Below are 21,947 nucleotides of genomic sequence, written 5' to 3'. Positions count from 1 at the left end.
ACTACTCTAATCTTATATCTGAAACTGATGATCCTGTTGGTATCATTGGAAATACATTATCTTCTTTCTCTACACATACTTCTAAGAAATATGCTTCATCTGACTCCATCATTTCTTTAACAGATACTGCCAAATCTTCTCTATTTGTTACTCTATTTGCTTTTATGTGATATCCTTTAGCAATGGTTATAAAGTCAGGATTTACCATTTCTGTAGATGCATATCTTTTATCAAAAAATAACTGCTGCCATTGGCGAACCATTCCTAAGTATTCATTATTCAATACCACAATTTTTACTGCTGCTTTTGTTTGTAAAATGGTTCCTAACTCTTGAATAGTCATTTGATAACCTCCATCTCCAATTACAGCAACCACCTCACGTTCTGGTGTTCCCATTTTAGCTCCTATAGCTGCTGGTAATGCAAATCCCATAGTACCTAAACCTCCTGAAGTTATGTTACTTTTAGTTTGATTGAACTCGGCATAACGACAAGCAAACATTTGATGCTGTCCTACATCTGAAACAATAATTGCATCACCTTTTGAAGCGTAATTAATTTCTTTCATTACTTCTCCCATAGTAATTCCATCTTTTTCAGGATATAAAGCATCTTTAATAACTTTATCAAACTCTACTTTATCATGATCTCTAAATTCTTGTAACCATTCTTGATGATTATTTTCTTGAATGTATGGTAAAATAGCTTGCAAACTTTCTTTAGCGTTTCCTAAAACAGCTACATCTGTTTGTACATTTTTATCTATTTCTGCTGGATCAATTTCAAAATGAATAACTTTTGCTTGCTTTGCATAAGTATTTAAACTCCCTGTAACTCTATCATCAAAACGCATCCCTACTGCAATTAAAACATCACACTGATTGGTTAATACATTAGGGCCGTAATTACCATGCATACCTACCATTCCTACATTTAACTCGTGAGAGGTTGGTAATGCGGACAATCCTAAAATAGTCCAAGCAGAAGGTAAACCTGCTTTTTCTATAAATGCTTTAAATTCATTTTCTGCTTCTCCTAAAATAACTCCCTGACCAAAAACAACCATTGGTTTTTTAGCTTGATTAATCAAACTTGCAGCCTCTTTAACTTTATCAAAATTCAGCGTTGGTACAGGTTTATAACTACGAACAGATGTACATTCTTTGTATGAAAACTCAAAAGCCTCAAACTGCGCATTCTTAGTAATATCAATTAATACAGGTCCTGGTCTACCAAAACGAGCTATATAAAATGCTTTGGCAAATACCTCTGGAATTTCAGAAGCTTTCGTTATTTGATAATTCCACTTTGTTACTGGTGTAGAAATACCTACAATATCGGTTTCTTGAAAAGCATCTGTTCCTAATAAATGTTCTGCAACCTGACCTGTAATACAAACCATTGGTGTAGAATCTATTTGAGCATCCGCAATACCTGTAATTAAATTTGTAGCTCCTGGTCCAGAAGTAGCCATTGCTACTCCTACTTTTCCTGTAGCTCTCGCATACCCTTGTGCAGCATGTGTTGCACCTTGCTCGTGACGAGTTAATACATGATGTAATTTATCTTGATATTTATACAATTCATCATACACTGGCATAATTGCTCCACCCGGATATCCGTATAACAAATCAACTCCTTCTGCTAATAAACAATGTATTACAGCTTCCGCTCCAGTCATTGTTATACTTACTTTTGTTTTTTTCTCTTGTTGTTCTTTTATTTTAGTTTTCATCTGACGCGTTTTTTAAAATTCATCTGTTACACATCCGTTAGAAGCAGATGCTACCGTTCTTGCATATTTATATAACACACCTCTTTGTACTTTTAAAGGTGGTGCCACCCATTCTTCCTTTCTTCGTTTTAATTCTTCCTCAGACACTTCTAAATTTATAGTGTTTGTTTGTGCGTTAATAGAAATTATATCTCCATCTTTCACCAACGCAATTGCTCCTCCTTCTTGTGCTTCTGGAGTAATATGTCCTACAACAAATCCGTGAGTTCCTCCTGAGAAACGACCATCTGTAATTAACGCCACATCTTGCCCTAAACCTGCTCCCATAATAGCAGCTGTAGGCTTTAACATTTCTGGCATTCCTGGTCCTCCTTTTGGTCCTTCGTAACGAATTACCACAACATCTCCTTTTTGTACTTTACCATCTCTTATACCATCATTTACTTCAAACTCACCTTCAAAAACTTTGGCTTTTCCTTTAAAAAACAATCCTTCTTTTCCTGTTATTTTTGCTACAGAACCATCTTTTGCTAAGTTTCCATATAACATTCTTAGGTGTCCTGTTTCTTTGATAGGATTATTTATTGATTTTATAACTTCTTGTCCTGATGTTAAACTCGGAACATCGGCTAGATTTTCGGCTAATGTTTTACCCGTAACTGTTAAACAATCACCGTGTAATAATTTTTTCTCTAATAAATATTTTAAAACTGCTGGTGTACCTCCTACTCTATGCACATCTTCCATTAAATACTTACCACTTGGTTTCAAATCTGCTAAGAATGGAGTTTCATCAGAAATCATTTGAAAATCTTTTAATGTAAAATCTACATTGGCAGCTTTTGCAATAGCTAAAAAGTGTAACACTGCATTGGTAGAACCTCCCATAATTGTAACTAAGCGAATTGCATTTTCTAATGATTTTCTTGTTACAATATCAGATGGTTTGATATCTTTTTCCAATAAAACACGTAAAGCTTCTCCTGCTTTTACCGATTCTTCTTCTTTATTATTACTTATAGCAGGATTTGAAGAATTGTATGGTAAACTCATTCCTAGAGCTTCTATTGCAGAAGCCATAGTATTAGCGGTATACATTCCTCCACAAGCACCTGCACCTGGAATTGCTTTTTCTATTACATTTTGATAGTGCTCTTGTGTTACGGTTCCGGCTACTTTACCTCCCCAAGCTTCAAAAGCAGAAACAATATCTAATTTTTGACCTTCATGACACCCAGAAGCGATAGTTCCTCCGTACACTAATACTGAAGGACGATTTAATCGTAACATAGCCATTAAAGCTCCTGGCATATTCTTATCGCAACCTACCACAGTTACCAAACCGTCGTACGACATTGCTTGTACTACAGTTTCCATAGAATCTGCAATTACATCTCTAGAAGGCAATGAGTAACGCATACCTGGAGTTCCCATAGAAATTCCATCAGAAACACCAATAGTATTAAAAATCAACCCGACTAAATCTACATTTTGAGTTCCTTTTTTAACTAGTTTAGCCAAATCATTTAAATGCATATTACATGGGTTTCCTTCGTACCCAGTACTTGCTATTCCTATAAATGGCTTTTTTAAATCTTCTCTAGATAATCCAAGAGCATGCAACATTGCTTGTGCTGCCGGTTGCGTTTCATCTTGTGTTACTCGTTTACTAAATTTATTTAATTCCATGTTTTATACTGCTTTCGCTTTTTTTCTTACGTCTAAAACTTCGTCTTTGTATAATTTCATTAATTTATATCCTTGAGAGTTTTCCCATTCAAGAGGAAAATGATACTCGTCTAGTGATTGTAATCCCACCACTTCTGCTGCTGTCCCTGTAAAAAAGCAAGAATCTGCTTGTTTTAATTCTTCTAAAGTGAAATGCTTTTCTTCTACAGAAATTCCTTCTTCTTTACACAGCTCTAAAACCGTAGCTCTTGTAATTCCAGCCATAATATGTCCTCTTGGTGGCGTGTAAAGTTTCCCATCTTTTTCCATAAAAACATTAGCACCAGAACATTCTGCTACATTCCCATTCATATCTAACAATAATGCTTCATCGTAACCCGCTGCTTTTGCTTCGTTTGTTGATAAAATAGAATTGACATAATGACCAGTAACTTTAGTTTCAACAAAACAAGAGTTTGGGTTTGGGCGTTGAAACTTTGATGTTTTTACACGTAATAGCTTATCTCCCATGTATTTTCCCCACTCCCAACATTGAATCATTAAGTTTGTTTCTGTAGAAGTTAACAAACTCATATTAGCTCCTGTAGTAATCAACGGACGGATGTAAGCATCTTTTAATTCATTACGTTTTAATAACTCATACGTAATTTCTGTCAACTCATCTTCAGTATAGTTAAACTGAATATTCATGACCTCTGCTCCGTGCTTTAATCTTTTGTAATGCTCAAAAGATTTAAATATTTTAGCTCCATTTTCGGTATTGTAAGCTCTTATACCTTCAAAAACTCCGTTTCCATAATGTAAACTTTGACTATACACATTTGCTGTGGCATCTTTTGCTTTGATAAATTTTCCGTTGTAAAAAACTATACTTTGATCGTTGAAATACATGCTAATTACTTTTTATGATTCTAAATTAATTTTATTGTTTTTTTATTCTTTTTACTAAATGCTTTTATAATGATTTTCAGGAGATTAAACATTTTTATAACTTTTTGAAAATCAACATTTTAAATGTTTTTATTTTACCATATTCATTAAAATAAAAAAGCCTGTATCAATTTGTTGATACAGGCTTTATTTAAGGTAATTACCATGTGTATCAACTCGGTGGTGAGCTAATAATGACAATAATAATTACGATAATAATGTTTATGATGTTATTCATCTTTTAAATTTTTGCTACTAAAAAAGGCTTCCTAAAATTTAGGAAGCCTTCTTATATATTTTTGAATTTATAAAACCACTTCCTTATCCTTGTGAAATAATCACAATGACAATAATTGAAATGATATTTAAAATTTGTGTTCTCATGTACTGTTGCAAATATTGTTAATTATTTTTGAGTTATCCTAATTATTTTTAATAAAAAAACTGAACCTACAGATAAAAATGAACAATTTCATGATTATATTGATGATTTTCATTTTTTGATTTAGTTAGTATTCTACTAATTTAAAGTCTGATATTTTTAATTAAATTTACAATGAAATAAACATAAAATTGCATGCTAAAACCCTAAATCTTACTTTATGAACATCAAACAAATTATCACATTTACCTTCTTTTTCATTGGTTTTTCTATTTCTTTCGCTCAATCTAATTCTTTGGACAAAGACATTTCAGTAATAAACACATTGATGAAAGAAAATGGTTTAAATGATAAACTCTATACGCAATTGAGTATAAAAAATGATCAGCTGATTTTTGAAAATATTGGGAAAGAATACAAACTTAAAAATACTGATAAGAGAGTTTTAACGATTGATAAAATTCAACTAAAAAAAATTAAATTGAAATCCTCTAAACGTCCTAATAAAACTTTTACATCTAAAATAGAGTTTAAAACCAAAGGAAAAGCTATCTATAGCAAAACTTTGAGAGGTAATTACTCTAAGTGTTTTCTTTTTTTAAATGTTAAAGACAAAAGTGTTGCTGAGAATATAAAAAACATGATTTCTGAATTAATTGAAAAACTTCAAGAATAAAAGTATAACAATCATAAAAAATGGCACATCATGCTATCATATACGGACGTATTAACGGAGCTACTTGGAAAACTGAAGATTTCTATAAATTGCATCAATTAAATTTATCTGTAATCAATAGTTTACCTGAAAACGACACTGATTTTCCGTACATAAACAAAAGTATGTTTTCAATTCCTGATGATCAAGGTACTTTTAGAAATCAAGTCATAACTTTTGGAGCTAGTTATAAATCTCTTGAATATGAATGGCATTTATGGATTGAAAAATTTGAAAGTATTTTAAAAAAATTATTTTGGTTCGATGTAATTATTCATGCCGAATTTGAAATGATGGGAACTTATAATTATCAATGGTCTGTTGATAATGATCAGCTAAATAATTGGTATAAAAAATCTCCCGATCCCATCTCTGAATGGAACTTTGAAAGTAATGGTCCTAGATCTTTTTTAAATGAATTGAATTCTAATCATTAATAAAAGCTGAATTAGCTGAGGGTGATTAATCAAGTTTTGTGAAAGGAAAATGTATGAGATGAATACTAAGCAGAATAATACTGTAACAAGTAAATAATTTACGAGTCTCTAAAACAAAAACATGAGACTATTTTACTTCATTATCATTTTTCTATTATTAAGCTTTCAGTCATTTTCTCAAGAGAAAAAAGAGTTTAAAATTATTCAATTAGTAAAAACATCTCCTTTAAAAGACCAACAATCATCTGGTACTTGTTGGAGTTTTGCTACCACTTCTTTTATTGAAACTGAAGCTATTCGATTAGGAAAAGAAACAGTTTCTTTATCGCCTATATTTTATGTAACACCTGCTTACATGGGAAAAGCAGAGAAATTTATTGAGAAAAAAGGGAAAAGTTGGTTTGATGCTGGCGACTTAACTTTTAGTGTTTTAAATGGGTACAAACAATTTGGAGCGGTGCCAGAAGAAGTTTACAACGGAATTATAGAAAAAGCTTGGCAACACGATCATGTTGAAATGGATAATTTATTAAAAGCAATGGTTACCTCTGTTGGAACTTCTGGATATGGCTATATAAAACCTTACAGTTGGAAAAAATCTGTAAAAGCTGTTTTAGATGCATATATAGGAGCTGCACCAAATGCTTTCTCTTACAAAGGTAAACTCTACTCTCCTACTTCATTTGCTAGAGAATTTGTAGGTATCAATCCAAATGATTATGTAGAGATTACTAGTTACTCTCATCATAATTTCTACAAAAAAATTGTGCTAGATATTCCTGCCAACTGGAATTCTAACAAATATTTAAACGTTCCGATTCAAGATTTTGAAAAAATAATTGATGCTGCTTTAGCTTCTAATTTTAGTTTGGCTTGGGATGGTGATGCTTCTGAACCTAATTTTAATTTTGAAGCAGGAATAGCAACTCTTACTACTGATGAAGAAAAACAAGAAATTACTCAAAAATTAAGACAAATTACCTTTGAAAATGAAACTACTACTGACGATCATAATATGCATATTATTGGTACTGCGAAAGACTCAAAAGGAAACAAATATTATGTTTTAAAAAATTCAGAAGGAAATAACAAACAAGGAGGTTACATGTACATGTCTAAAAAAGCTCTTTTATTAAAAACTATTTCTGTATTAGTGCATAAAGATGCTATTCCTGTGGATATTAGAAAAAAATCAAATTTATAATTGAGTGCGTTTTTAAATAGAAACGACACATTATTTCTAACAAAATTATGAGTAGTTTTGTATAAAAATACTTAAAAGCTAATGGAAATAATAAGAGATACTGAAAACTTCTATTTGAAAAAGCTGAGAATACCTGAACAAATATTTGATCAGTTTGAAACGATTTTAGTTATTCATGATGAAGGTGATACACTTCCAAAAATAAATTTAAATAAAAACGATAAAGTAATTTGTGGTAATTATGCTTATGAAGATTACAATAAGCTAATGCCATTTAATGATTGGAAAAGGTCTGGAATTTCAAAAGAATTAAAACCAAACATCATCAAAAAAATTGATCTAATTTCTCACGATCAAAGAAAAGTATATTATGATATTCTGGAATTAAATGTAGAAAGTATATATGATTTTAATATTAGCTTTATTTCCAATAGAAATATAGATTGGTTTAATCTAAACTTCTTGATACAGAATTACTATTCAAGAAACTTAAGTTATTATTTAACTATTCTAAAAAATACAAGATTAATTATTCAGCAAGGTCATAATGAACAATATCGTCAAGACATAAAACTATATACTTATAGAAAAAACGATCCTATTTTAAGTTTTGATGCTCCTGTTACTAATGAATATTTTGAACATTATTTCAACTATATTTTACATAGGAGATCTTTTCATTATTAAAATTGAATATTTTATCAAATGCAAGAAAAGATTGATCATAGTATTATAATTTATGAATCTAAGATCTGGAAAATCCTTAGAATGATATTTTATTTACTCTTATATACATACTTATGTGTTTTTTATCTAATAAAGAAGAGAGTTCGCTTATATACATATACTTAACAATTATTACTTTAGTATTTATATATCATTTTTACCAAGCAATTAAAAAAATTAGAAAACCTTAAAAAAAATAATAGTAATATCTATTGATGGTATCAGCACACGTCAATCAGGTTTTATTGAATGGAAACATATTAAAAGTGAAACTGTAAGTGCAGAATCTCGTTCTCCATATGGTATGGAATATTTTTTTGAATTTAAAACTAAAGATGATAAATCAATACAAATTCCTGCTTTTGGATTGACTAAAAACATCTTTCAAATCAGAAAAATTGTAAAAAAACATAAAGACTATTATCAAAAATATGTTGTTCCCAAATACTAAAATTTCATATACCAAAACAACGATTTAAAAAATCAAATCGTTGTTTTGGTGTTACCTTACTTTAATACATCTTTTTGTAAACTCAATTCATTAATTCTTCAGCTGGTCCAAAAAACTCATAATTGATATTTTCATTTTTAACATTGAATTCTTCTAACTCTTTTAAAACACACGACATAAACGGAGTTGGTCCACAGAAATAAAAATCACTATTGTTAGAAATCTGTAAATCTTTTAGTATTTGTGAATTAAAAAAACCTTTGTAATCATAATTTTCACCAATTACATCCGTAACCAAAGGAGCACTAAACACTTTTACAAATTGCGATGCATCATTAAATTGATTATTTAACTCAATATCAAAAACTTGATGTTCACTATTTAAAACACATTGAATAAAAGTGATGTTCGTAGGTTTCTTTGGTAATCCTTTTAACATACTAAGCAAAGGTGTAATACCAATACCTCCACTAATTAAAACAATTGGTTTTTCTGTATTTTTCAATACAAAGTTTCCTGAAGGCATTCCTACTTTTAAAATGGAATTTACATTCATTTTAGCGTGCATATAATTAGAAACAATTCCGTTCGGATTTCCTATTTCCTTTTTAATACTTAATCTTAAATAATCTTTCGTGTTTGTATCAGATAAACTATAATTTCTAGTGTGTTTATGTTCAGATTCAGGAATATCAACCATAACAGCAACATATTGCCCAGGAATAAAATGTGGCACGGGTGTACCATCTTTTCTCTTCAAATAAAAAGACGTTATATTACTATTTTCCTTTACTTTTTTAGCTACCACAAAATCTTCCATTCCTCTAAAACCTCCACTACTCTTTTCTTTGGTTTCATATAACTCTTCTTCTCTGTCAGTTAATAAAACCGCTAAATCATTGTAAGCTTCTTCCCATGCTTCCATTATTTCAGGGGTCGCAGCATCTCCTAGAACTTTTTTAATTGCCAACAATAAATTTTCACCAACTATAGGATACGCTTCTTTGGGTATAGATAAACTTACATGTTTCTGGGCTATGTTTTCTAATTCTCCCTTCATCATCTCTAACTTTTCTATGTAAACTGCATATTTAAATACAGCATTGGCTAAAGCTTTTTGTTGTGTACCTTTTTGCTGATTTACCATATTAAAAACATCTTTTAATTCTGGATGCTTTTCAAACAATAACTGATAAAAAACTTTGGTAATTGCCTCTCCATGTAATTTTAAAACAGGTGCGGTCGCTTTTACTATTTCTATTGTTTTTTTACTTGCCATAATAAACTATTATTTCTTTTTGGGTTTAGAAAAATTTGAAACTATTAACAATCAAAAACACTAATAAATGTATTTTTACAATCAATGTATTAGTTTATAAATGTTACTATGTTTCTCTTATGGTGTAAAAGTAGTTTCATGGCATCCTTAAACTTTATGATTCAAATCATATGATAGAAAAAAGCGTTTTAGAAAAATATGATGTAGAAATATTACATTACGAAAAAGGAGATATTATTTTTAAAAAAGGAAACTATCCTAAATACTATTTTCAAATAATTGAAGGTGGTGTAAAAATGAATAGTTTTAATGATAAAGGAAATGAATTTGTTCAGGGTATTTTTGGTAAAAACAAAAGTTTTGGAGAGCCTCCATTATTAATCGACACTAAATATCCTGCAAATGCGGTTGCTATCAATTCACTAAAAGTATATCGGTTACCTAAAGATAAATTTGAAGAACTATTGCTTAACAATAGTCATGTCCATTTTCAGTTTACTAAGTTAATGGCGAATAGAATTTATTTTAAGGCTACAATGGCCAATGGTATTTCATCAAATTCAGCAGAAGAAGCTATTTTAACATTTTTTGAGTATCTTAAAAACGATGTTCATAGTGATAATTCTCCTGAGGGTTTAAAAATAGAATTTACTCGAAAAAATATTGCTGGCATGTTAGGTTTAAGTATTGAAGCTACTATTAGAACCATCAAAAAAATGGAAAAACAGCAAAAAATTAAAATTATCAATAAAAAAATATACTATTAAAAACTGTGACAAAAGAAGAAATACAACAACATTTAGGCGCTGATTATGTTGTTAATCAAATAATAGAAGATGAAAATGAATTATTTGCTTTTTATGTTAGCAAAAAATTTCATGATACAAATGGTAATGATAATTACGCTCTTATAGGTGTAGGTCCTTTTTACTTCAACAAAAAGACGAATGAGAAAAAATTACTCGGAGCCTTCGAATTCCATGAAGAATATTTTGATCGTAAACTGATACAAGACAATATTCTATTTGAGGATGTAAAACCAGATTTAAATGAGGTTATTGAAAACATAAAACAACGAAAACACATCAACGATGATGAATTTGAAATCATCATGACTTCATTGAATATTGATATGTATAGTATTACTATTTCTTCTGATGACTTTATTCATGAAACTATTGAATCTCCCAACTCAGAAGATATTGAAAAGTTTTGCCTTGTATTTGAAAAAGCGCAAATGAAATTCAAACGAGAAACAGCTCATAAAATAATTTTTAAAAATGAAGAAATCTGATAAATCAATTCATAATGTTACCATTGCTGCTATTAAAAGAAGCACCATGAAACCTTACGATTTTAAATGGACTCAGTTCTACGAATCAAATTCAGACTTCTATTACAAAGGTTTAATCAATTTTTTAAAAGACGAATTAATCATTTGCTCAACAATAATTAGCAGTGATAATTATAGTATTGTAACTACTCAAAGATTACTTACTTGTGAAAAAGGAATTGAACAAATAGCTAATTTAACAAACGCAAAAAACAAAAGTTTTGGCAACTTTAAAGGATATGAAAATGAATTGATAACCTTTGGAATGGTTGAACTACCTGAAGGAAATACTTTTAAATATTTTATTGAAACAGGAAAAGCTTCTATGATTATGATTCATGGTGTAAAAACATTAATTAGAATTCAAAAATATACTATTAAAAATACAGAAAAACTGAACTAGAGTTTGGACTCGTCAGTATATGAAAGACCAAGAAAATTAACTTTTTCTACATCATTTTTATATACTTTTTAAGTATCTTTATAAACAAACTTACTAACTAAAAATTATTATGAATCCGAAAGAAAATTTAGCCAAACTAGGTTTAGATTTACCAAATATTTCTACTCCTGGAGGAAATTATGTTTCTGTAAATATTAGAGAAAATATCGCTTATGTTGCTATTCAATTCCCCATACTAAATGAAAACTTTTTATATCAAGGTCGCTTAGGCGATGAAATTTCTACAGAACAAGGATATAAAGCCATGGAATTATGTGCTTTAAATGTATTGGCTCAAATTGATCAAAAAGTTGGATTTGATCATACGATCGGACTTAATCACATAGATGCTTATTTTCAATCGGGAAATAACTGGGATGAATCTCCTAACGTAGTTAATGGTGCTTCCGATTTGTTTGTGAGAGTACTTGGAGAAAAAGGACAACATTCTCGCGCTATTTTTGGTGTAGAAAAACTACCTAGAAATTTTAGTGTTGGTATTACTACTTCATTTACCATTAAAACGAAATAGTTTTTACGAAGTTATAAAAGAATCATGCTAAGTACAGATGCTACATATCTAAAAGCTAAGAAAATTAAAGATGGTACAGCTGAATTACAAATAGAATTTAAAGAACTTTATAAATTCCTTAAAAAAGAATATGCTGCCACTCTTTTAAATGCAGACGTATATTTTGAACCTGTTTTTAAATCACTAGCTCCTTCTTTAAGATTACTAATTGATAATTCAATTCAAGAAACAACACTTCCTGTTTACTTCTTAGATAGAAATGATATAAAAGAACAGTTTTTATCTATTTGTAATAAATACAACTCTAATCTTACCGCAAATATTACAAACAAGGATCTTAGAATAGAATATTATGAATTTGATGAAATTTTCTTTCATGAAGCACTAAAAAACATTTCTTATTTTGATGTTTTAGAGACAATAAACAACAATTCAATTGTGAAAATGATTCCTTTTTTTAATCAATTCTTTTTCTTTTTTGAAAATCAGAATAATTTAAATAATGAACTAAAAAATAATTCTAAAAACATCTTCAAAAGTAAAATAATTGAACTATTAAAAAGAAAAGGTTACAATGGAAAACGTCTTTCAGAAGTTTTTATTTTTTTTGACTTAATTGATTCAATTGAAAAAGCTGGAGGTGTTTACAATTATTTAAGATAAAATTGATATGGAAAAATTTAATTATGGGAAGGAGTACTGAAATTTATATGTTTGATAAACACAAATCTTCTAACTATTTATATAGTGTCTTAACTTCTCAAAAACCTGCTAAAACTTTTAATGAATTTATACAACAACGAAAAGAAGCGTTTGGTGAATCCTACAACACCACTTTTGAAGAAACTATTTCTACAGTTAAAGAAAATATAAACCTTATTAGTCCTGATAGTTTAGATAAAATTATCCTTTATTTAAATGAAAATCAAGACCTCTTAAACAACAATGAGGTTTCTAACACCGACGAAACATTAATTAAACTTGGAATAATACCTCTTTATAAAATTCATACATCAACTGCTTGTTATAGTTATATGTTTCAATTCGGAAACTTTGAAGATTTTTTTCCTTTTACTAATAGTTACGAAAATGGATACAATTTGCAATCATCCGACTTTTTGTTATTCAATGATTATATGATTTTATTAATGCATAAAATTATAACAAACAAACTTGATGATAATGATATTAAACTAACTTCACTGGAAGTAAACACCATTGAAAAAATAACAGAACAATACAAGGGTAATCAAACAATGCAGAACGCTATTAGTAAAGAATTACATTGGTTATCTCATTGTATAAAAGAAGAAAATGAAAATTACAAAGTAGAAAAAAACACTATTTATACGGCACCTCAATTTCTTTATCAATCTTTAGAAATGAGAAAAAAAATACAATTACAAAAAGATAGTAGGATTGTAATTATCGATGCTATTTAAACAAAATAAAAACAAAAATTATGAAAGATTATGTATCAATTAGAAAACACGAAACGTCATTATCTGTTTGTTTCTACATAGAAAAAGACAAGCCTTTTAAAATAGGCGAAAAAATGAAGCAGTATAATGAAGAAGCTTACATGAATGGATATAATTGGGAAGCTTTTTTCAATTATTATTTAGCTAAAAATTATTCAGAAATTACAATCAACATGAATACTGATCCAGAAGCAGGAATGTATGTGGCTTACTATGATTTAACTTCTGAAAATGAACAAAGAGCCGAAAATTTTGTAACAATTATTGAAAATTTAATTGAGAATGAAGATACACTTTATGAAATAGTGAAAAATGAAGGAAATGAAATAGAATGGGATTAAATCAATATTTGAATGCAAAAAATTAAAGTGGAATTAGATATTCTAGAATTCGTAAAAACTGGAAAATTTGGTTTTCTTAAATTAGGTGAATCTAAAGAAGAAATAATTAATCAAGGATTTCCTCCTGAAGATTGGCTGCATAAACAAACGATAGCTTCTTCTGCTATTTGGAGGTATGGTAATATTGAGCTACATTTTGATGATAGTAATCATTTAAGTGGAATTTTCACTGACTATATTACCAATATTTATGGTGGTGAAAGCATTTCAATTATAAATTGGTGGATTTTACCAAACGGAAAAGCAAGCCCAAATTTGCTAGATACAATACAAGAGCTTAACAACTTAAATATAGACTTTTCAAAAACTACATTTGAAGTTGGATGTGTAGAGATTAAATTATCTAACGGTGTTTATTTTATGTTTGATTGCTTGGACGATGAACTAAGTAACCATCAAAATAAATGGACAATGACAGTTATAGGAAAAAAATGAATGAAAAATATAAAAACTGGAGAAAAGAAATAGCAAGTTTTTTTAAACTTGAGAAAAAAACAAAAGAATCTGATAAAATTTATGCTCCTTCTGGAAACTATTACTTAACTATTTCCTCTTACCATACAGGAGAAAATACTTGGCAATACACTCGTGGAATTATTAAAGACAGTAAAAACAATAAAGTTATAGCCGATATTAAACGAAACTATTCTCATTTTTGGTATTCGTGGGTTCAACACGCTAATGGTAATGAATATCTGTTGTGTGGAGAAGACTATCAAGGACAAACAATTGTAAATGTAACTAAAGGAACTACTAAAAATTATTTTCCTGAAGCTGGATTTGATGGTTATGGATTTTGTTGGCTGAATGCAATAGCTTCCAATAAAGGAAACATTATTGCTGTTGAAGGTTGTTATTGGGCTTGTCCGTATGACATTGTATTTTTTGATTTTTCGAACCCTGACGAACTCCCTTACAAAGAACTTATGCGAATTGAAGATGTGGGTGACATTGAAGGTTGGGATAACAATGATGTATTTACACTAGACAAAGAAATTGAAATTCGTAAATCTGATGGAAAAGAATATGATGCATTAACAGATGAGGAACAAGAAATTTTAGATAAAGACTCCACTCTGATCGATTACAAAAAAGTTATTGTAAAAATTAGTTCTGAAGAAATACTAAATGAAAATTAAAATAGAGCGAGATAAAGCGAAAGATCAAATTGTTGAAAGGCAATACTTTTTTCTTACGGAATCTGATAAATTAAAAATTCTGGAAAGAATATTCCCTGTATTGGAAGATACAGAATATGTAAGAGATTTAATAGCAGACGGTGAATTGCCGAATCTTGATGAAAAGATCATTCAGCTTATTGAATCGAAAGAATATTTATAATATCCTTTTAATACATTTTACCTGAACAGCTCCCTCCTACTTAACCAAGCTATTTGGTATCTTATAACTTTAACTATATTTAAAGCCAAAAAACCATTAAAAAATGGTTAAAAACAATCAATCAAAATAAAAAATGAATCTTAAAAAAGCTATTTTAACTACTCTTGTTATTTCTATAACAAACTTCTCTTACAGTCAAGAAAACTATAAAAACCCTATTAAAAAAAACGTTGAATTATCAGATCAACAATTGCAAAACTGGCACCATAAAGATTATCAACAAGACACACTTCCTGGAGTTAGCTTAGAAAAACTATACAAATCTGGTTTATTAAATTCTTATAAAAAAACGCAAGAAATTATAGTAGCTGTTATTGATACTAAAATAGATATTGATCACATTGATTTAAAAGGACAACTTTGGGTAAATGAAGATGAAATTGCCAATAATGGTAAAGATGATGATAACAATGGATATATTGATGATATGGTTGGTTGGGATTTTTTAGGCAACACCAAGGGTGAATACATCAAATATCAAAGTGCAGAAGTAGTAAGAATTATTCAAAAATTTCGAGATAAATTTGAAGCTAAAAAGGAAACAGAAATTGATAGTAAAGAATTACCCAATTATAAATTGTATGTAAAAGCTAAGAAAGCTTTAGAAGAAGACATTACTGGTTTAAAAAATCCTATCTCTTTTTTTAATGAATGGTTAAACTCTTATGCTACAGCTTCAGCAAAAATTAAAGAAATAACTAAAAAAGAAGATATTAATATTGACGTTTTAAATTCGGTATTGAACTCAAATAAAGATTCAATTACTATAAAACACGCTAACTTTTTAAAAACTGCTATCCAAAATAACCAAACCGAAGCAACATATAAACATTATTCGAAATGGTATACGGATATGTTAGCTACAACTTACAACGTTGATTATAAAGAACGTACTATAACTGGTGATAATCCTGATGATATTACTGATGTAAATTATGGCTATAATACTGTTTCTGGTGAAGTTCCTTTTAATCATTCTATTGTAGTTTCTGGAGTTATTGGTGCTAATAGAGATAATAACTTAGGTGCTATGGGATTTTCTAAAAACATTAAAGTGATGCCTATAGTAATGGTAGCTTCTGGTGATGAGCATGATAAAGATATTGCTTTGGCTGTTAGATATGCTGTAGATAATGGGGCTCGAGTGATTAATATGAGTTGGGGTAAAAAATTCTCATTACATCAAAATTGGGTATTGGATGCTATTAAATATGCTGAAAGTAAAAATGTATTAATTGTTCATGGTGCAGGAAATGATGCTACTAATAGCGATAAACTGAAATATTATCCAAATGATTATCACAGTGATTTAGACGCTGAATTGGTTAGTAATTTTATTACTGTTGGTGCTAGCGGATATAAATTAGATGAAAACATTATTGCTAGTTTTTCTAATTATGGTAAAAAATCTGTTGATGTTTTTGCTCCAGGACTAAAGGTTTACACTACTAAAGAGTATAGTAAATTTGGTTTTTCAAGAGGAACTTCTTTAGCTGCTCCAATGGTTTCTGGTTTAGCTGGATTATTACTGACTCATTTTCCTGAACTTTCTGCCAAAGATTTAAAAAAGATCATTATAGAATCTGGTAATACTTTTGATATTTCTGTAAATGTTATGGATAATGGTGATAAAAAATCAATCTCTTTTAAAGAATTGAGTAAATCTGGTAAAATAATTAATGCTTATAATGCTTTTTTAATGGCTGCTAAACAAAGTAAAAATTAATAGCATTTAACTGGTTTTATAAAGTAAAATTTAATTGTACCCTTTTATTTAAAAGTGGTACAATTTTTTTTGTACACTTTTTTATTGGTTTTTTTTTCGAGTGTACAATGCTGTACACTTTTATTTTATTTTTTTTAAAAAGTGTACACGCTTGTACACTTCAAAATCGAGTTGAAAAAAAAATGTACAGAATATTTCATTTAAAAACGTTTTTTAGCTGCTAAATAGAATGATAAATTTTCCTTTTAGGCTTTACTTTTTCTCCATATAGTATTGCTAATAACATTAATAATTCTGTTAAAAAAGCCAACATTAATAAAAAAGTAACACCACATATACTACTCATCTTTTAGAAAACGAAACTGATTTGAGATATATACAAGTATTATTAGGACACAACTCTACAAAAACTACTGAAATATATACACATGTTGCCACTAAAAACTTCGATAATATTAAAAACTCTTTAGATTTATAACATATATGAGTATTTTTGGTGTATATATAATGGGAATAAACACAATTGTGTTTAGCCATACGTTGTAAGTAATTAAAAATGATTAAAAATATAATTTCCTTTTTTTTATAGTAATTCTGTTTGGTTGTTTTAACAAAAATGAACCTTCGTCTGATTATAAACAGAATTTAATTAAGGCTGGATTTATTCAAGTTAAAATGGAGAAAGAAATTACTGGACATCTGGTTTTAATGACAAATATAAACGGTATTAAAAGTAGACTTATTCTAGATACAGGAGCAACAAATACCGCTATAGACATAAAAAAACAACAAGAGTTAAAATTAAACTCGGAGTTATCAAATGAAGTAGCAACTGGTGCTGGAAAAACAGATATACCTTTTGAAAAAGCTCAGGATGTTAAGTTAGAAATAAACGGTTTAACATTTAATAAAAAAGAACTTTACATAATGAATCTTGATTATGTAAACTCTGCATTAAGTGATTATGGAATAGATAAAATAGATGGAATTTTAGGCGCTGACATATTAACTGAATTTAACGCTATAATTGACTATACTAATTTAACTATTTATATGAAAAAAAGTGTTGATTAAAAACTACTTACAACAATAGTAGCCGTTGCACAACTCTATAATTTCACAGAAAACAACTTTAAATAAGCCTTTTTAAGAGGCTTATTTTTTAGTAATTATAAGACTACTTTTAATTTTGAGTACATTAAAAAGTAAGATATAAAGTCTACGAACATCCTTTTTATTAAAAACAGACTATTTATAGTCTTTACCTTACTTTTTACCGTCTTTTTTATGAATTTTAGATATTTTTTCAAATTATAGGCCATTGCCGATACATGCATCACCTTATTTGCTTGTTTAATTCCTAAAGTATTTATTTTACGAAGCCCCATAAACTGGGTTAATGTACCAAAAACGGGTTCTACTGTACTTTGCCGTTTCCCTTTCATGTAACGTCCTTGTTTACTATGTATTCGTTTGCTATTACGTTCATATTCTTCTCGGTAATAGGTAACACTAAACTTTTTCTCTTTTACTGTTTTTCCTAACCATTGGTTCTTTATAGGACAGGTTTTGCATAGTTTACTTGACCCTCGATATTCCTTCTTCTTTGTGTGTGTTCTATAATCTAAAAATACTTTTTTGAATGGAATCTTTTTTCCTTGAGGACATTGATAATAATCTCCTTTTTTATCATAAATAAAACCTTCTGGTCCCCCTTTGTAAGTTCCATGAGGTGGTATAAAACTGGTGATGCCTTTTTTTTCTAAGTAAGCATATATCTCACCACTACTATATCCTGTATCAGCCAAACAGTTTTCTAATAAAAAACCAGATCGCCATAATCGTTTATGCAAACGGTTTATAATATCTTCTAAACATTGACTATCTTTTTTATCAGCATGATAAGCTTGTATATCAGTAATCACATGATTTGAAATATCTACACTAAGTTGACTACTATAATTTAACTTTCGTGCCTTACCTGGTTTTACACTAATTCGTGCATCTGGATCTGTAGGACTGTAATGTGTTTTGTTACTCGTATAGCGACTTCCTTTATTATTAGCTCCAGGACGATGATTTTGGTTTTTCTTCCATTTCTTATTGCGTGATACAATACTATCTAACTCCTGTTTATTAGCACTTAGTGTCCTTTGTTCTCTCGTTGTTTTATCTTGCTTTGCTTTTCTAAAAACTTCTTTATCTCGGTTACTTATATGACGAATAGAAGCTAAATGAGATGCTAAATCTTCACTAGCCACTTTTAACTCCAAACTATCCATACTTGCATTCGCTTTTATTGGTGCTGAATCAATGGCTTGAGTATGTCCACTTACCATACCCTTTTCTATACACATACCTAATACCTGAGTAAAAACACTTTCAAAAACAGACTCTGGAAACAATTGACGAGTACGACTAAAAGTAGAGTGCCAAGGAAGTTTTTCATCGATGTCATAATCTAAAAAACATAACAAATCTAAACGCATACTACAGTGTGAGATCAGTTTACGATCACTTATAATGTTTTCTAAATAATACCAATTCTGAAATTATTTGCTTTTTCACTATCTTTCGCTCATGGGCAAAGTTTTGAATACACCAATAGAAGAATCTCTTAAATGCTTAAAGAATCACAAAAGTCAAATAGACAACTATAAATCGTCTAAGCGTTTAGATTGTCTAATACTTTTAAAAACTAATAATTACGATCGTTTGGAAGATTTATCTGATGCTTTAGGTATAAGCGTTACTACAGTACGTAGATGACTAAACAAATACCGATCATTAGGTTTATCTGAATATTTAAAGAAAGAAAGTCGTCAATGTTCTTCATCAATTATTACTTCTGAGATTCATGAAGGTCTAAAAAATCGTCTAGAAGATCCTGATAATTCATTCAATGGATTTTGGGACGCTCAACAATGGGTAAAACAGACTTATGGAGTTGAAATAAAATATAAAACATTGTGGTGTTACATCACCAATAAACTCCATGGTCGTATTAAAGTTCCTAGAAAAAGTAATGTCAAAAAAAACAAAGAAGCAGCAGCTGACTTTTTTAAAACTGCCTAGTACTCTATCCGAGATTAGAAATAATCTAAATAAAGATGAATTTGATAGTATTAATTTATTCTTTCAAGATGAATCAAGATATGGTTTAAAGACTTTTATTGGTTATTGTTTAGCAGCTGTAGGTATACGACCTATAGTAAATTATCAACATAAATTCACTAATACTTATTTATGGGGTAGCTACTCTCCAATCAATGGAGATAGTTTCGTATGGGAAATCAATGGTGTAGATTCTAATATATTTGAAGCTTATTTAAATGAGTTTTCAAAACAAAACCCTAGAGAATACAAAATTGTCGTTATAGATAATGCTGGGTTTCATGCTACCAAGAATATAGAAATACCTGAAAATATTTATCTACTTAGAATACCTCCATATACTCCTGAATTAAATCCTTGCGAGCAAGTGTGGCAATACATTAAGCAACGTTTTAAAAATCAAACCTTTGAAAACATAGATCAACTTAAAAAATGGCTACACAATATGGTTACTGACATGGATAAAGACTTAATCAAATCTATAGTAAGTAATCATAGGTATTTGGAAATATTTGAAAAAATCATATTATCGTAGAAATGGTATAACCTATTAAACTAAGCTTAAAAAAAACAATAGGATCTATACTTTTTTGCCCGCTTTTACCATAGTAACATGACGTTGCTTTATATAAAAAATCTAATTGAAGTATCTCTTTTAATTGTCTGTAAAAATTTGATGATGGGACATGATCGCTTAAACGAAAACTATTAAATAACTTCTCTTGGTATACTTTAACTCCTTGCATATATAAAAATAAAAAACTAATGGAACCTCTTTTCTAAGCAAACCTTATTTTTTTGGTAACTTGTGCAACAGACACACAGTGTATAAGAAATAGCGGTTTAAGTTTAAACTCAAACCGTTTTGTCATTTAAATAAAGTATATTGTAAGTTGAAAAGCAGTTGCAAAAAAACGCTACTACTCATACACAAAACCGTTGTAACCAATTTAAGAAAACTAATGAAAAAGAATGGAAATCTAATTTTAATTGCAATTCTAATAATCGGAATTTTAAGTTTCTATGGTTTTAAAAATTACGCTAAAAAAGTAAAAGACGAACATTGTCTGATTACTCAAATTTCATCTAAAATATTTGACTTTAATACGTTTGACTTAAAAGTAGAGTCCACTCTAAATTTATCGGATTTTAAAGTTGTAAACCAAAATAGCGGAAAGACAATCTTTGCGGAAGGAAAAAACCGAAAAGGAATTAAAAATGAATATGGTCATTGCACTTTTGAATTGTATTGGAAAGGAAAGCAGGTTTATGAATTTGGACACTTTAAAATGAATAATTGGAATACGAATAAATATGAATTGAATATTGGATTGGAAAATAACGAACTCGAACCAAGTTTAGAAATTTATGGACCTGACAGTAAAAAAGCGGATTTATATTTTAAAAAAATAACCGAATAAAAAACTGGTTATAATAATGTATAACCGCAATTACGGCGGATTCGACTACGTCCGAATCCACTCGGAATTGCTAACGTCTGTGCTTAGTCGAAAAACATTAACTTTAATCCCGTAACTGACGATTATACGAGACCGTTGGGCAACATTCAAACTACCAATAAATGAAATTAATAATTGTAATATTTTGTTTTGCTTTTAGCTGTTGTGGACAAAATAAAATCACAAACAAAGTTAAATTTAAACTTATCTTTGACAAGAACAAACCAATTAGAGGTGCAACTATTTTAATTAAAAATTCTAAACCACCTATTGGAACAGAATCTGATATGAATGGTAATGCAGTATTGGATTTAGAAAATATAAGAAACATGATTGTTATAAGTTTTTTAGGGTCTTATATTGAATTTCCACTTGAAGAACCTGTAGATTCAGTTTTTCTAGATTTATCAAAAAAAAAGGTGTTTTGTTACTATCAAAAGAAAAGAACGAAAAAATACAATTTAAATTAAAAACGATTGCCCAACACCACCTAAACTGCATTAAAACGT

At 29.2% G+C, this 21,947-nt stretch carries 26 protein-coding genes and 2 pseudogenes; 21 read left to right on the top strand and 7 right to left on the bottom strand.

Annotation, left to right across the window (positions count from 1 at the left end; translation table 11 throughout):
* Window position 1: 1 nt before the first annotated feature.
* Genes ilvB through EYW44_RS12995 form a run of 3 tightly spaced genes read right to left on the bottom strand, consistent with a single transcriptional unit; the run spans window position 2 to window position 4,315 of the window.
* A complete protein-coding gene (ilvB, locus tag EYW44_RS13005) occupies window positions 2–1,735 on the bottom strand; it encodes a biosynthetic-type acetolactate synthase large subunit (RefSeq protein ID WP_132724098.1) in 1,734 nt (577 codons plus the stop codon).
* Window positions 1,736–1,747: 12 nt separating this feature from the next.
* Window positions 1,748–3,424, bottom strand: coding sequence for a dihydroxy-acid dehydratase (gene ilvD / locus EYW44_RS13000; RefSeq protein ID WP_132724097.1), 1,677 nt, complete (start codon window positions 3,422–3,424; stop codon window positions 1,748–1,750).
* A 3-nt stretch (window positions 3,425–3,427) separates the two neighbouring features.
* A complete protein-coding gene (locus EYW44_RS12995) occupies window positions 3,428–4,315 on the bottom strand; it encodes a branched-chain amino acid transaminase (protein WP_132724096.1) in 888 nt (295 codons plus the stop codon).
* Window positions 4,316–4,956: 641 nt separating this feature from the next.
* On the opposite strand from EYW44_RS12995, the gene EYW44_RS12990 reads away from it, so the two are divergent.
* The 4 genes from EYW44_RS12990 (at window position 4,957) to EYW44_RS12975 (ending at window position 7,779) form a co-directional block, all read left to right on the top strand.
* Entirely contained in the window at window positions 4,957–5,412 is a 456-nt protein-coding gene (locus tag EYW44_RS12990) for a hypothetical protein (RefSeq protein WP_132724095.1), read from the top strand.
* A gap of 20 nt (window positions 5,413–5,432) precedes the next feature.
* Window positions 5,433–5,888 (top strand): hypothetical protein, encoded by a 456-nt coding sequence (locus EYW44_RS12985; RefSeq protein WP_132724094.1) that lies wholly within the window; start codon window positions 5,433–5,435, stop codon window positions 5,886–5,888.
* Between the two features lie 121 nt (window positions 5,889–6,009).
* Complete coding sequence (locus EYW44_RS12980; protein ID WP_132724093.1) at window positions 6,010–7,092, top strand: C1 family peptidase; 1,083 nt, start codon at window positions 6,010–6,012, stop codon at window positions 7,090–7,092.
* Between the two features lie 81 nt (window positions 7,093–7,173).
* Entirely contained in the window at window positions 7,174–7,779 is a 606-nt protein-coding gene (locus tag EYW44_RS12975; RefSeq protein ID WP_132724092.1) for a hypothetical protein, read from the top strand.
* Between the two features lie 572 nt (window positions 7,780–8,351).
* Here EYW44_RS12975 and hmpA read toward each other — a convergent pair.
* Window positions 8,352–9,548 carry an NO-inducible flavohemoprotein gene (gene hmpA, locus EYW44_RS12970; protein ID WP_132724091.1) on the bottom strand — a complete coding sequence of 399 codons (1,197 nt, stop codon included), beginning with the start codon at window positions 9,546–9,548 and terminating at the stop codon, window positions 8,352–8,354.
* Between the two features lie 170 nt (window positions 9,549–9,718).
* On the opposite strand from hmpA, the gene EYW44_RS12965 reads away from it, so the two are divergent.
* From EYW44_RS12965 to EYW44_RS12915, 11 genes are all read left to right on the top strand, one after another.
* Window positions 9,719–10,315: a Crp/Fnr family transcriptional regulator gene (locus EYW44_RS12965; RefSeq protein WP_132724090.1), complete on the top strand. Its 597-nt coding sequence runs from the start codon at window positions 9,719–9,721 to the stop codon at window positions 10,313–10,315.
* 5 nt (window positions 10,316–10,320) lie between these two features.
* Window positions 10,321–10,842: a hypothetical protein gene (locus tag EYW44_RS12960; RefSeq protein ID WP_132724089.1), complete on the top strand. Its 522-nt coding sequence runs from the start codon at window positions 10,321–10,323 to the stop codon at window positions 10,840–10,842.
* Window positions 10,829–11,284 carry a hypothetical protein gene (locus EYW44_RS12955; protein WP_132724088.1) on the top strand — a complete coding sequence of 152 codons (456 nt, stop codon included), beginning with the start codon at window positions 10,829–10,831 and terminating at the stop codon, window positions 11,282–11,284. Before EYW44_RS12960 ends, EYW44_RS12955 begins: the two co-directional genes overlap by 14 nt.
* A 109-nt stretch (window positions 11,285–11,393) precedes the next feature.
* The gene (locus tag EYW44_RS12950) at window positions 11,394–11,855 is read left to right on the top strand and encodes a RidA family protein (RefSeq protein ID WP_132724087.1); all 462 of its coding nucleotides are present in this window, start codon (window positions 11,394–11,396) and stop codon (window positions 11,853–11,855) included.
* 24 nt (window positions 11,856–11,879) lie between these two features.
* The gene (locus EYW44_RS12945; RefSeq protein ID WP_132724086.1) at window positions 11,880–12,518 is read left to right on the top strand and encodes a hypothetical protein; all 639 of its coding nucleotides are present in this window, start codon (window positions 11,880–11,882) and stop codon (window positions 12,516–12,518) included.
* A 23-nt stretch (window positions 12,519–12,541) separates the two neighbouring features.
* Window positions 12,542–13,297 carry a hypothetical protein gene (locus tag EYW44_RS12940; protein ID WP_132724085.1) on the top strand — a complete coding sequence of 252 codons (756 nt, stop codon included), beginning with the start codon at window positions 12,542–12,544 and terminating at the stop codon, window positions 13,295–13,297.
* A 20-nt stretch (window positions 13,298–13,317) separates the two neighbouring features.
* The gene (locus EYW44_RS12935) at window positions 13,318–13,677 is read left to right on the top strand and encodes an Imm51 family immunity protein (protein ID WP_132724084.1); all 360 of its coding nucleotides are present in this window, start codon (window positions 13,318–13,320) and stop codon (window positions 13,675–13,677) included.
* 12 nt (window positions 13,678–13,689) lie between these two features.
* The gene (locus EYW44_RS12930) at window positions 13,690–14,172 is read left to right on the top strand and encodes a hypothetical protein (protein WP_132724083.1); all 483 of its coding nucleotides are present in this window, start codon (window positions 13,690–13,692) and stop codon (window positions 14,170–14,172) included.
* Window positions 14,169–14,876 (top strand): hypothetical protein, encoded by a 708-nt coding sequence (locus EYW44_RS12925; RefSeq protein ID WP_132724082.1) that lies wholly within the window; start codon window positions 14,169–14,171, stop codon window positions 14,874–14,876. Before EYW44_RS12930 ends, EYW44_RS12925 begins: the two co-directional genes overlap by 4 nt.
* A complete protein-coding gene (locus EYW44_RS12920; RefSeq protein WP_132724081.1) occupies window positions 14,866–15,078 on the top strand; it encodes a hypothetical protein in 213 nt (70 codons plus the stop codon). Before EYW44_RS12925 ends, EYW44_RS12920 begins: the two co-directional genes overlap by 11 nt.
* A gap of 133 nt (window positions 15,079–15,211) precedes the next feature.
* On the top strand, window positions 15,212–16,864 hold the full coding sequence (locus tag EYW44_RS12915) for a S8 family serine peptidase (protein WP_132724080.1): 1,653 nt from the start codon (window positions 15,212–15,214) through the stop codon (window positions 16,862–16,864).
* A 220-nt stretch (window positions 16,865–17,084) separates the two neighbouring features.
* Here EYW44_RS12915 and EYW44_RS22895 read toward each other — a convergent pair whose 3' ends face one another.
* Window positions 17,085–17,210 carry a hypothetical protein gene (locus EYW44_RS22895; protein ID WP_373681067.1) on the bottom strand — a complete coding sequence of 42 codons (126 nt, stop codon included), beginning with the start codon at window positions 17,208–17,210 and terminating at the stop codon, window positions 17,085–17,087.
* A 21-nt stretch (window positions 17,211–17,231) separates the two neighbouring features.
* On the opposite strand from EYW44_RS22895, the gene EYW44_RS22890 reads away from it, so the two are divergent.
* Window positions 17,232–17,342 carry a hypothetical protein gene (locus EYW44_RS22890; RefSeq protein ID WP_373681066.1) on the top strand — a complete coding sequence of 37 codons (111 nt, stop codon included), beginning with the start codon at window positions 17,232–17,234 and terminating at the stop codon, window positions 17,340–17,342.
* Between the two features lie 197 nt (window positions 17,343–17,539).
* Window positions 17,540–17,938: a retropepsin-like aspartic protease gene (locus EYW44_RS12905; RefSeq protein WP_132724079.1), complete on the top strand. Its 399-nt coding sequence runs from the start codon at window positions 17,540–17,542 to the stop codon at window positions 17,936–17,938.
* Between the two features lie 95 nt (window positions 17,939–18,033).
* Here the strand turns inward: EYW44_RS12905 and EYW44_RS12900 are convergent.
* A pseudogene (locus EYW44_RS12900) lies at window positions 18,034–19,401 on the bottom strand (IS1182 family transposase); the annotation flags it as partial.
* A gap of 43 nt (window positions 19,402–19,444) precedes the next feature.
* Between EYW44_RS12900 and EYW44_RS12895 the strand changes: the two are divergent.
* Together EYW44_RS12895 and EYW44_RS12890 are read left to right on the top strand one after the other, a co-directional pair.
* Window positions 19,445–19,633, top strand: coding sequence for a hypothetical protein (locus EYW44_RS12895; protein ID WP_132724078.1), 189 nt, complete (start codon window positions 19,445–19,447; stop codon window positions 19,631–19,633).
* Window positions 19,634–19,889: 256 nt separating this feature from the next.
* Window positions 19,890–20,513, top strand: coding sequence for an IS630 family transposase (locus EYW44_RS12890; protein WP_243643657.1), 624 nt, complete (start codon window positions 19,890–19,892; stop codon window positions 20,511–20,513).
* 7 nt (window positions 20,514–20,520) lie between these two features.
* Here the strand turns inward: EYW44_RS12890 and EYW44_RS22925 are convergent.
* Window positions 20,521–20,724: pseudogene (locus EYW44_RS22925) on the bottom strand (IS1182 family transposase); the annotation flags it as partial.
* 216 nt (window positions 20,725–20,940) lie between these two features.
* Here EYW44_RS22925 and EYW44_RS12880 point away from each other — a divergent pair.
* Together EYW44_RS12880 and EYW44_RS12875 are read left to right on the top strand one after the other, a co-directional pair.
* Window positions 20,941–21,399 (top strand): hypothetical protein, encoded by a 459-nt coding sequence (locus EYW44_RS12880; RefSeq protein WP_132724077.1) that lies wholly within the window; start codon window positions 20,941–20,943, stop codon window positions 21,397–21,399.
* A 161-nt stretch (window positions 21,400–21,560) separates the two neighbouring features.
* Window positions 21,561–21,908, top strand: a complete 348-nt coding sequence (locus EYW44_RS12875) for a hypothetical protein (protein WP_132724076.1) — start codon at window positions 21,561–21,563, stop codon at window positions 21,906–21,908.
* Window positions 21,909–21,947: the final 39 nt, after the last annotated feature.

Source organism: Tenacibaculum sp. M341, assembly GCF_004337695.1.
Lineage (GTDB): Bacteria > Bacteroidota > Bacteroidia > Flavobacteriales > Flavobacteriaceae > Polaribacter.
This window is presented reverse-complemented; position numbering and strand designations above follow the sequence as displayed.

Bases quoted from the DNA above. Each gene is read 5' to 3' on its own strand.
- ilvB (WP_132724098.1), bottom strand. From the start codon at position 1,735: ATGAAAACTAAAATAAAAGAACAACAAGAGAAAAAAACAAAAGTAAGT.
- ilvD (WP_132724097.1), bottom strand. From the start codon at position 3,424: ATGGAATTAAATAAATTTAGTAAACGAGTAACACAAGATGAAACGCAA.
- EYW44_RS12995 (WP_132724096.1), bottom strand. From the start codon at position 4,315: ATGTATTTCAACGATCAAAGTATAGTTTTTTACAACGGAAAATTTATC.
- EYW44_RS12990 (WP_132724095.1), top strand. From the start codon at position 4,957: ATGAACATCAAACAAATTATCACATTTACCTTCTTTTTCATTGGTTTT.
- EYW44_RS12985 (WP_132724094.1), top strand. From the start codon at position 5,433: ATGGCACATCATGCTATCATATACGGACGTATTAACGGAGCTACTTGG.
- EYW44_RS12980 (WP_132724093.1), top strand. From the start codon at position 6,010: ATGAGACTATTTTACTTCATTATCATTTTTCTATTATTAAGCTTTCAG.
- EYW44_RS12975 (WP_132724092.1), top strand. From the start codon at position 7,174: ATGGAAATAATAAGAGATACTGAAAACTTCTATTTGAAAAAGCTGAGA.
- hmpA (WP_132724091.1), bottom strand. From the start codon at position 9,548: ATGGCAAGTAAAAAAACAATAGAAATAGTAAAAGCGACCGCACCTGTT.
- EYW44_RS12965 (WP_132724090.1), top strand. From the start codon at position 9,719: ATGATAGAAAAAAGCGTTTTAGAAAAATATGATGTAGAAATATTACAT.
- EYW44_RS12955 (WP_132724088.1), top strand. From the start codon at position 10,829: ATGAAGAAATCTGATAAATCAATTCATAATGTTACCATTGCTGCTATT.
- EYW44_RS12950 (WP_132724087.1), top strand. From the start codon at position 11,394: ATGAATCCGAAAGAAAATTTAGCCAAACTAGGTTTAGATTTACCAAAT.
- EYW44_RS12945 (WP_132724086.1), top strand. From the start codon at position 11,880: ATGCTAAGTACAGATGCTACATATCTAAAAGCTAAGAAAATTAAAGAT.
- EYW44_RS12940 (WP_132724085.1), top strand. From the start codon at position 12,542: ATGGGAAGGAGTACTGAAATTTATATGTTTGATAAACACAAATCTTCT.
- EYW44_RS12935 (WP_132724084.1), top strand. From the start codon at position 13,318: ATGAAAGATTATGTATCAATTAGAAAACACGAAACGTCATTATCTGTT.
- EYW44_RS12930 (WP_132724083.1), top strand. From the start codon at position 13,690: ATGCAAAAAATTAAAGTGGAATTAGATATTCTAGAATTCGTAAAAACT.
- EYW44_RS12925 (WP_132724082.1), top strand. From the start codon at position 14,169: ATGAATGAAAAATATAAAAACTGGAGAAAAGAAATAGCAAGTTTTTTT.
- EYW44_RS12920 (WP_132724081.1), top strand. From the start codon at position 14,866: ATGAAAATTAAAATAGAGCGAGATAAAGCGAAAGATCAAATTGTTGAA.
- EYW44_RS12915 (WP_132724080.1), top strand. From the start codon at position 15,212: ATGAATCTTAAAAAAGCTATTTTAACTACTCTTGTTATTTCTATAACA.
- EYW44_RS22895 (WP_373681067.1), bottom strand. From the start codon at position 17,210: ATGAGTAGTATATGTGGTGTTACTTTTTTATTAATGTTGGCTTTTTTA.
- EYW44_RS12905 (WP_132724079.1), top strand. From the start codon at position 17,540: ATGGAGAAAGAAATTACTGGACATCTGGTTTTAATGACAAATATAAAC.
- EYW44_RS12895 (WP_132724078.1), top strand. From the start codon at position 19,445: ATGGGCAAAGTTTTGAATACACCAATAGAAGAATCTCTTAAATGCTTA.
- EYW44_RS12890 (WP_243643657.1), top strand. From the start codon at position 19,890: ATGTCAAAAAAAACAAAGAAGCAGCAGCTGACTTTTTTAAAACTGCCT.
- EYW44_RS12880 (WP_132724077.1), top strand. From the start codon at position 20,941: ATGAAAAAGAATGGAAATCTAATTTTAATTGCAATTCTAATAATCGGA.
- EYW44_RS12875 (WP_132724076.1), top strand. From the start codon at position 21,561: ATGAAATTAATAATTGTAATATTTTGTTTTGCTTTTAGCTGTTGTGGA.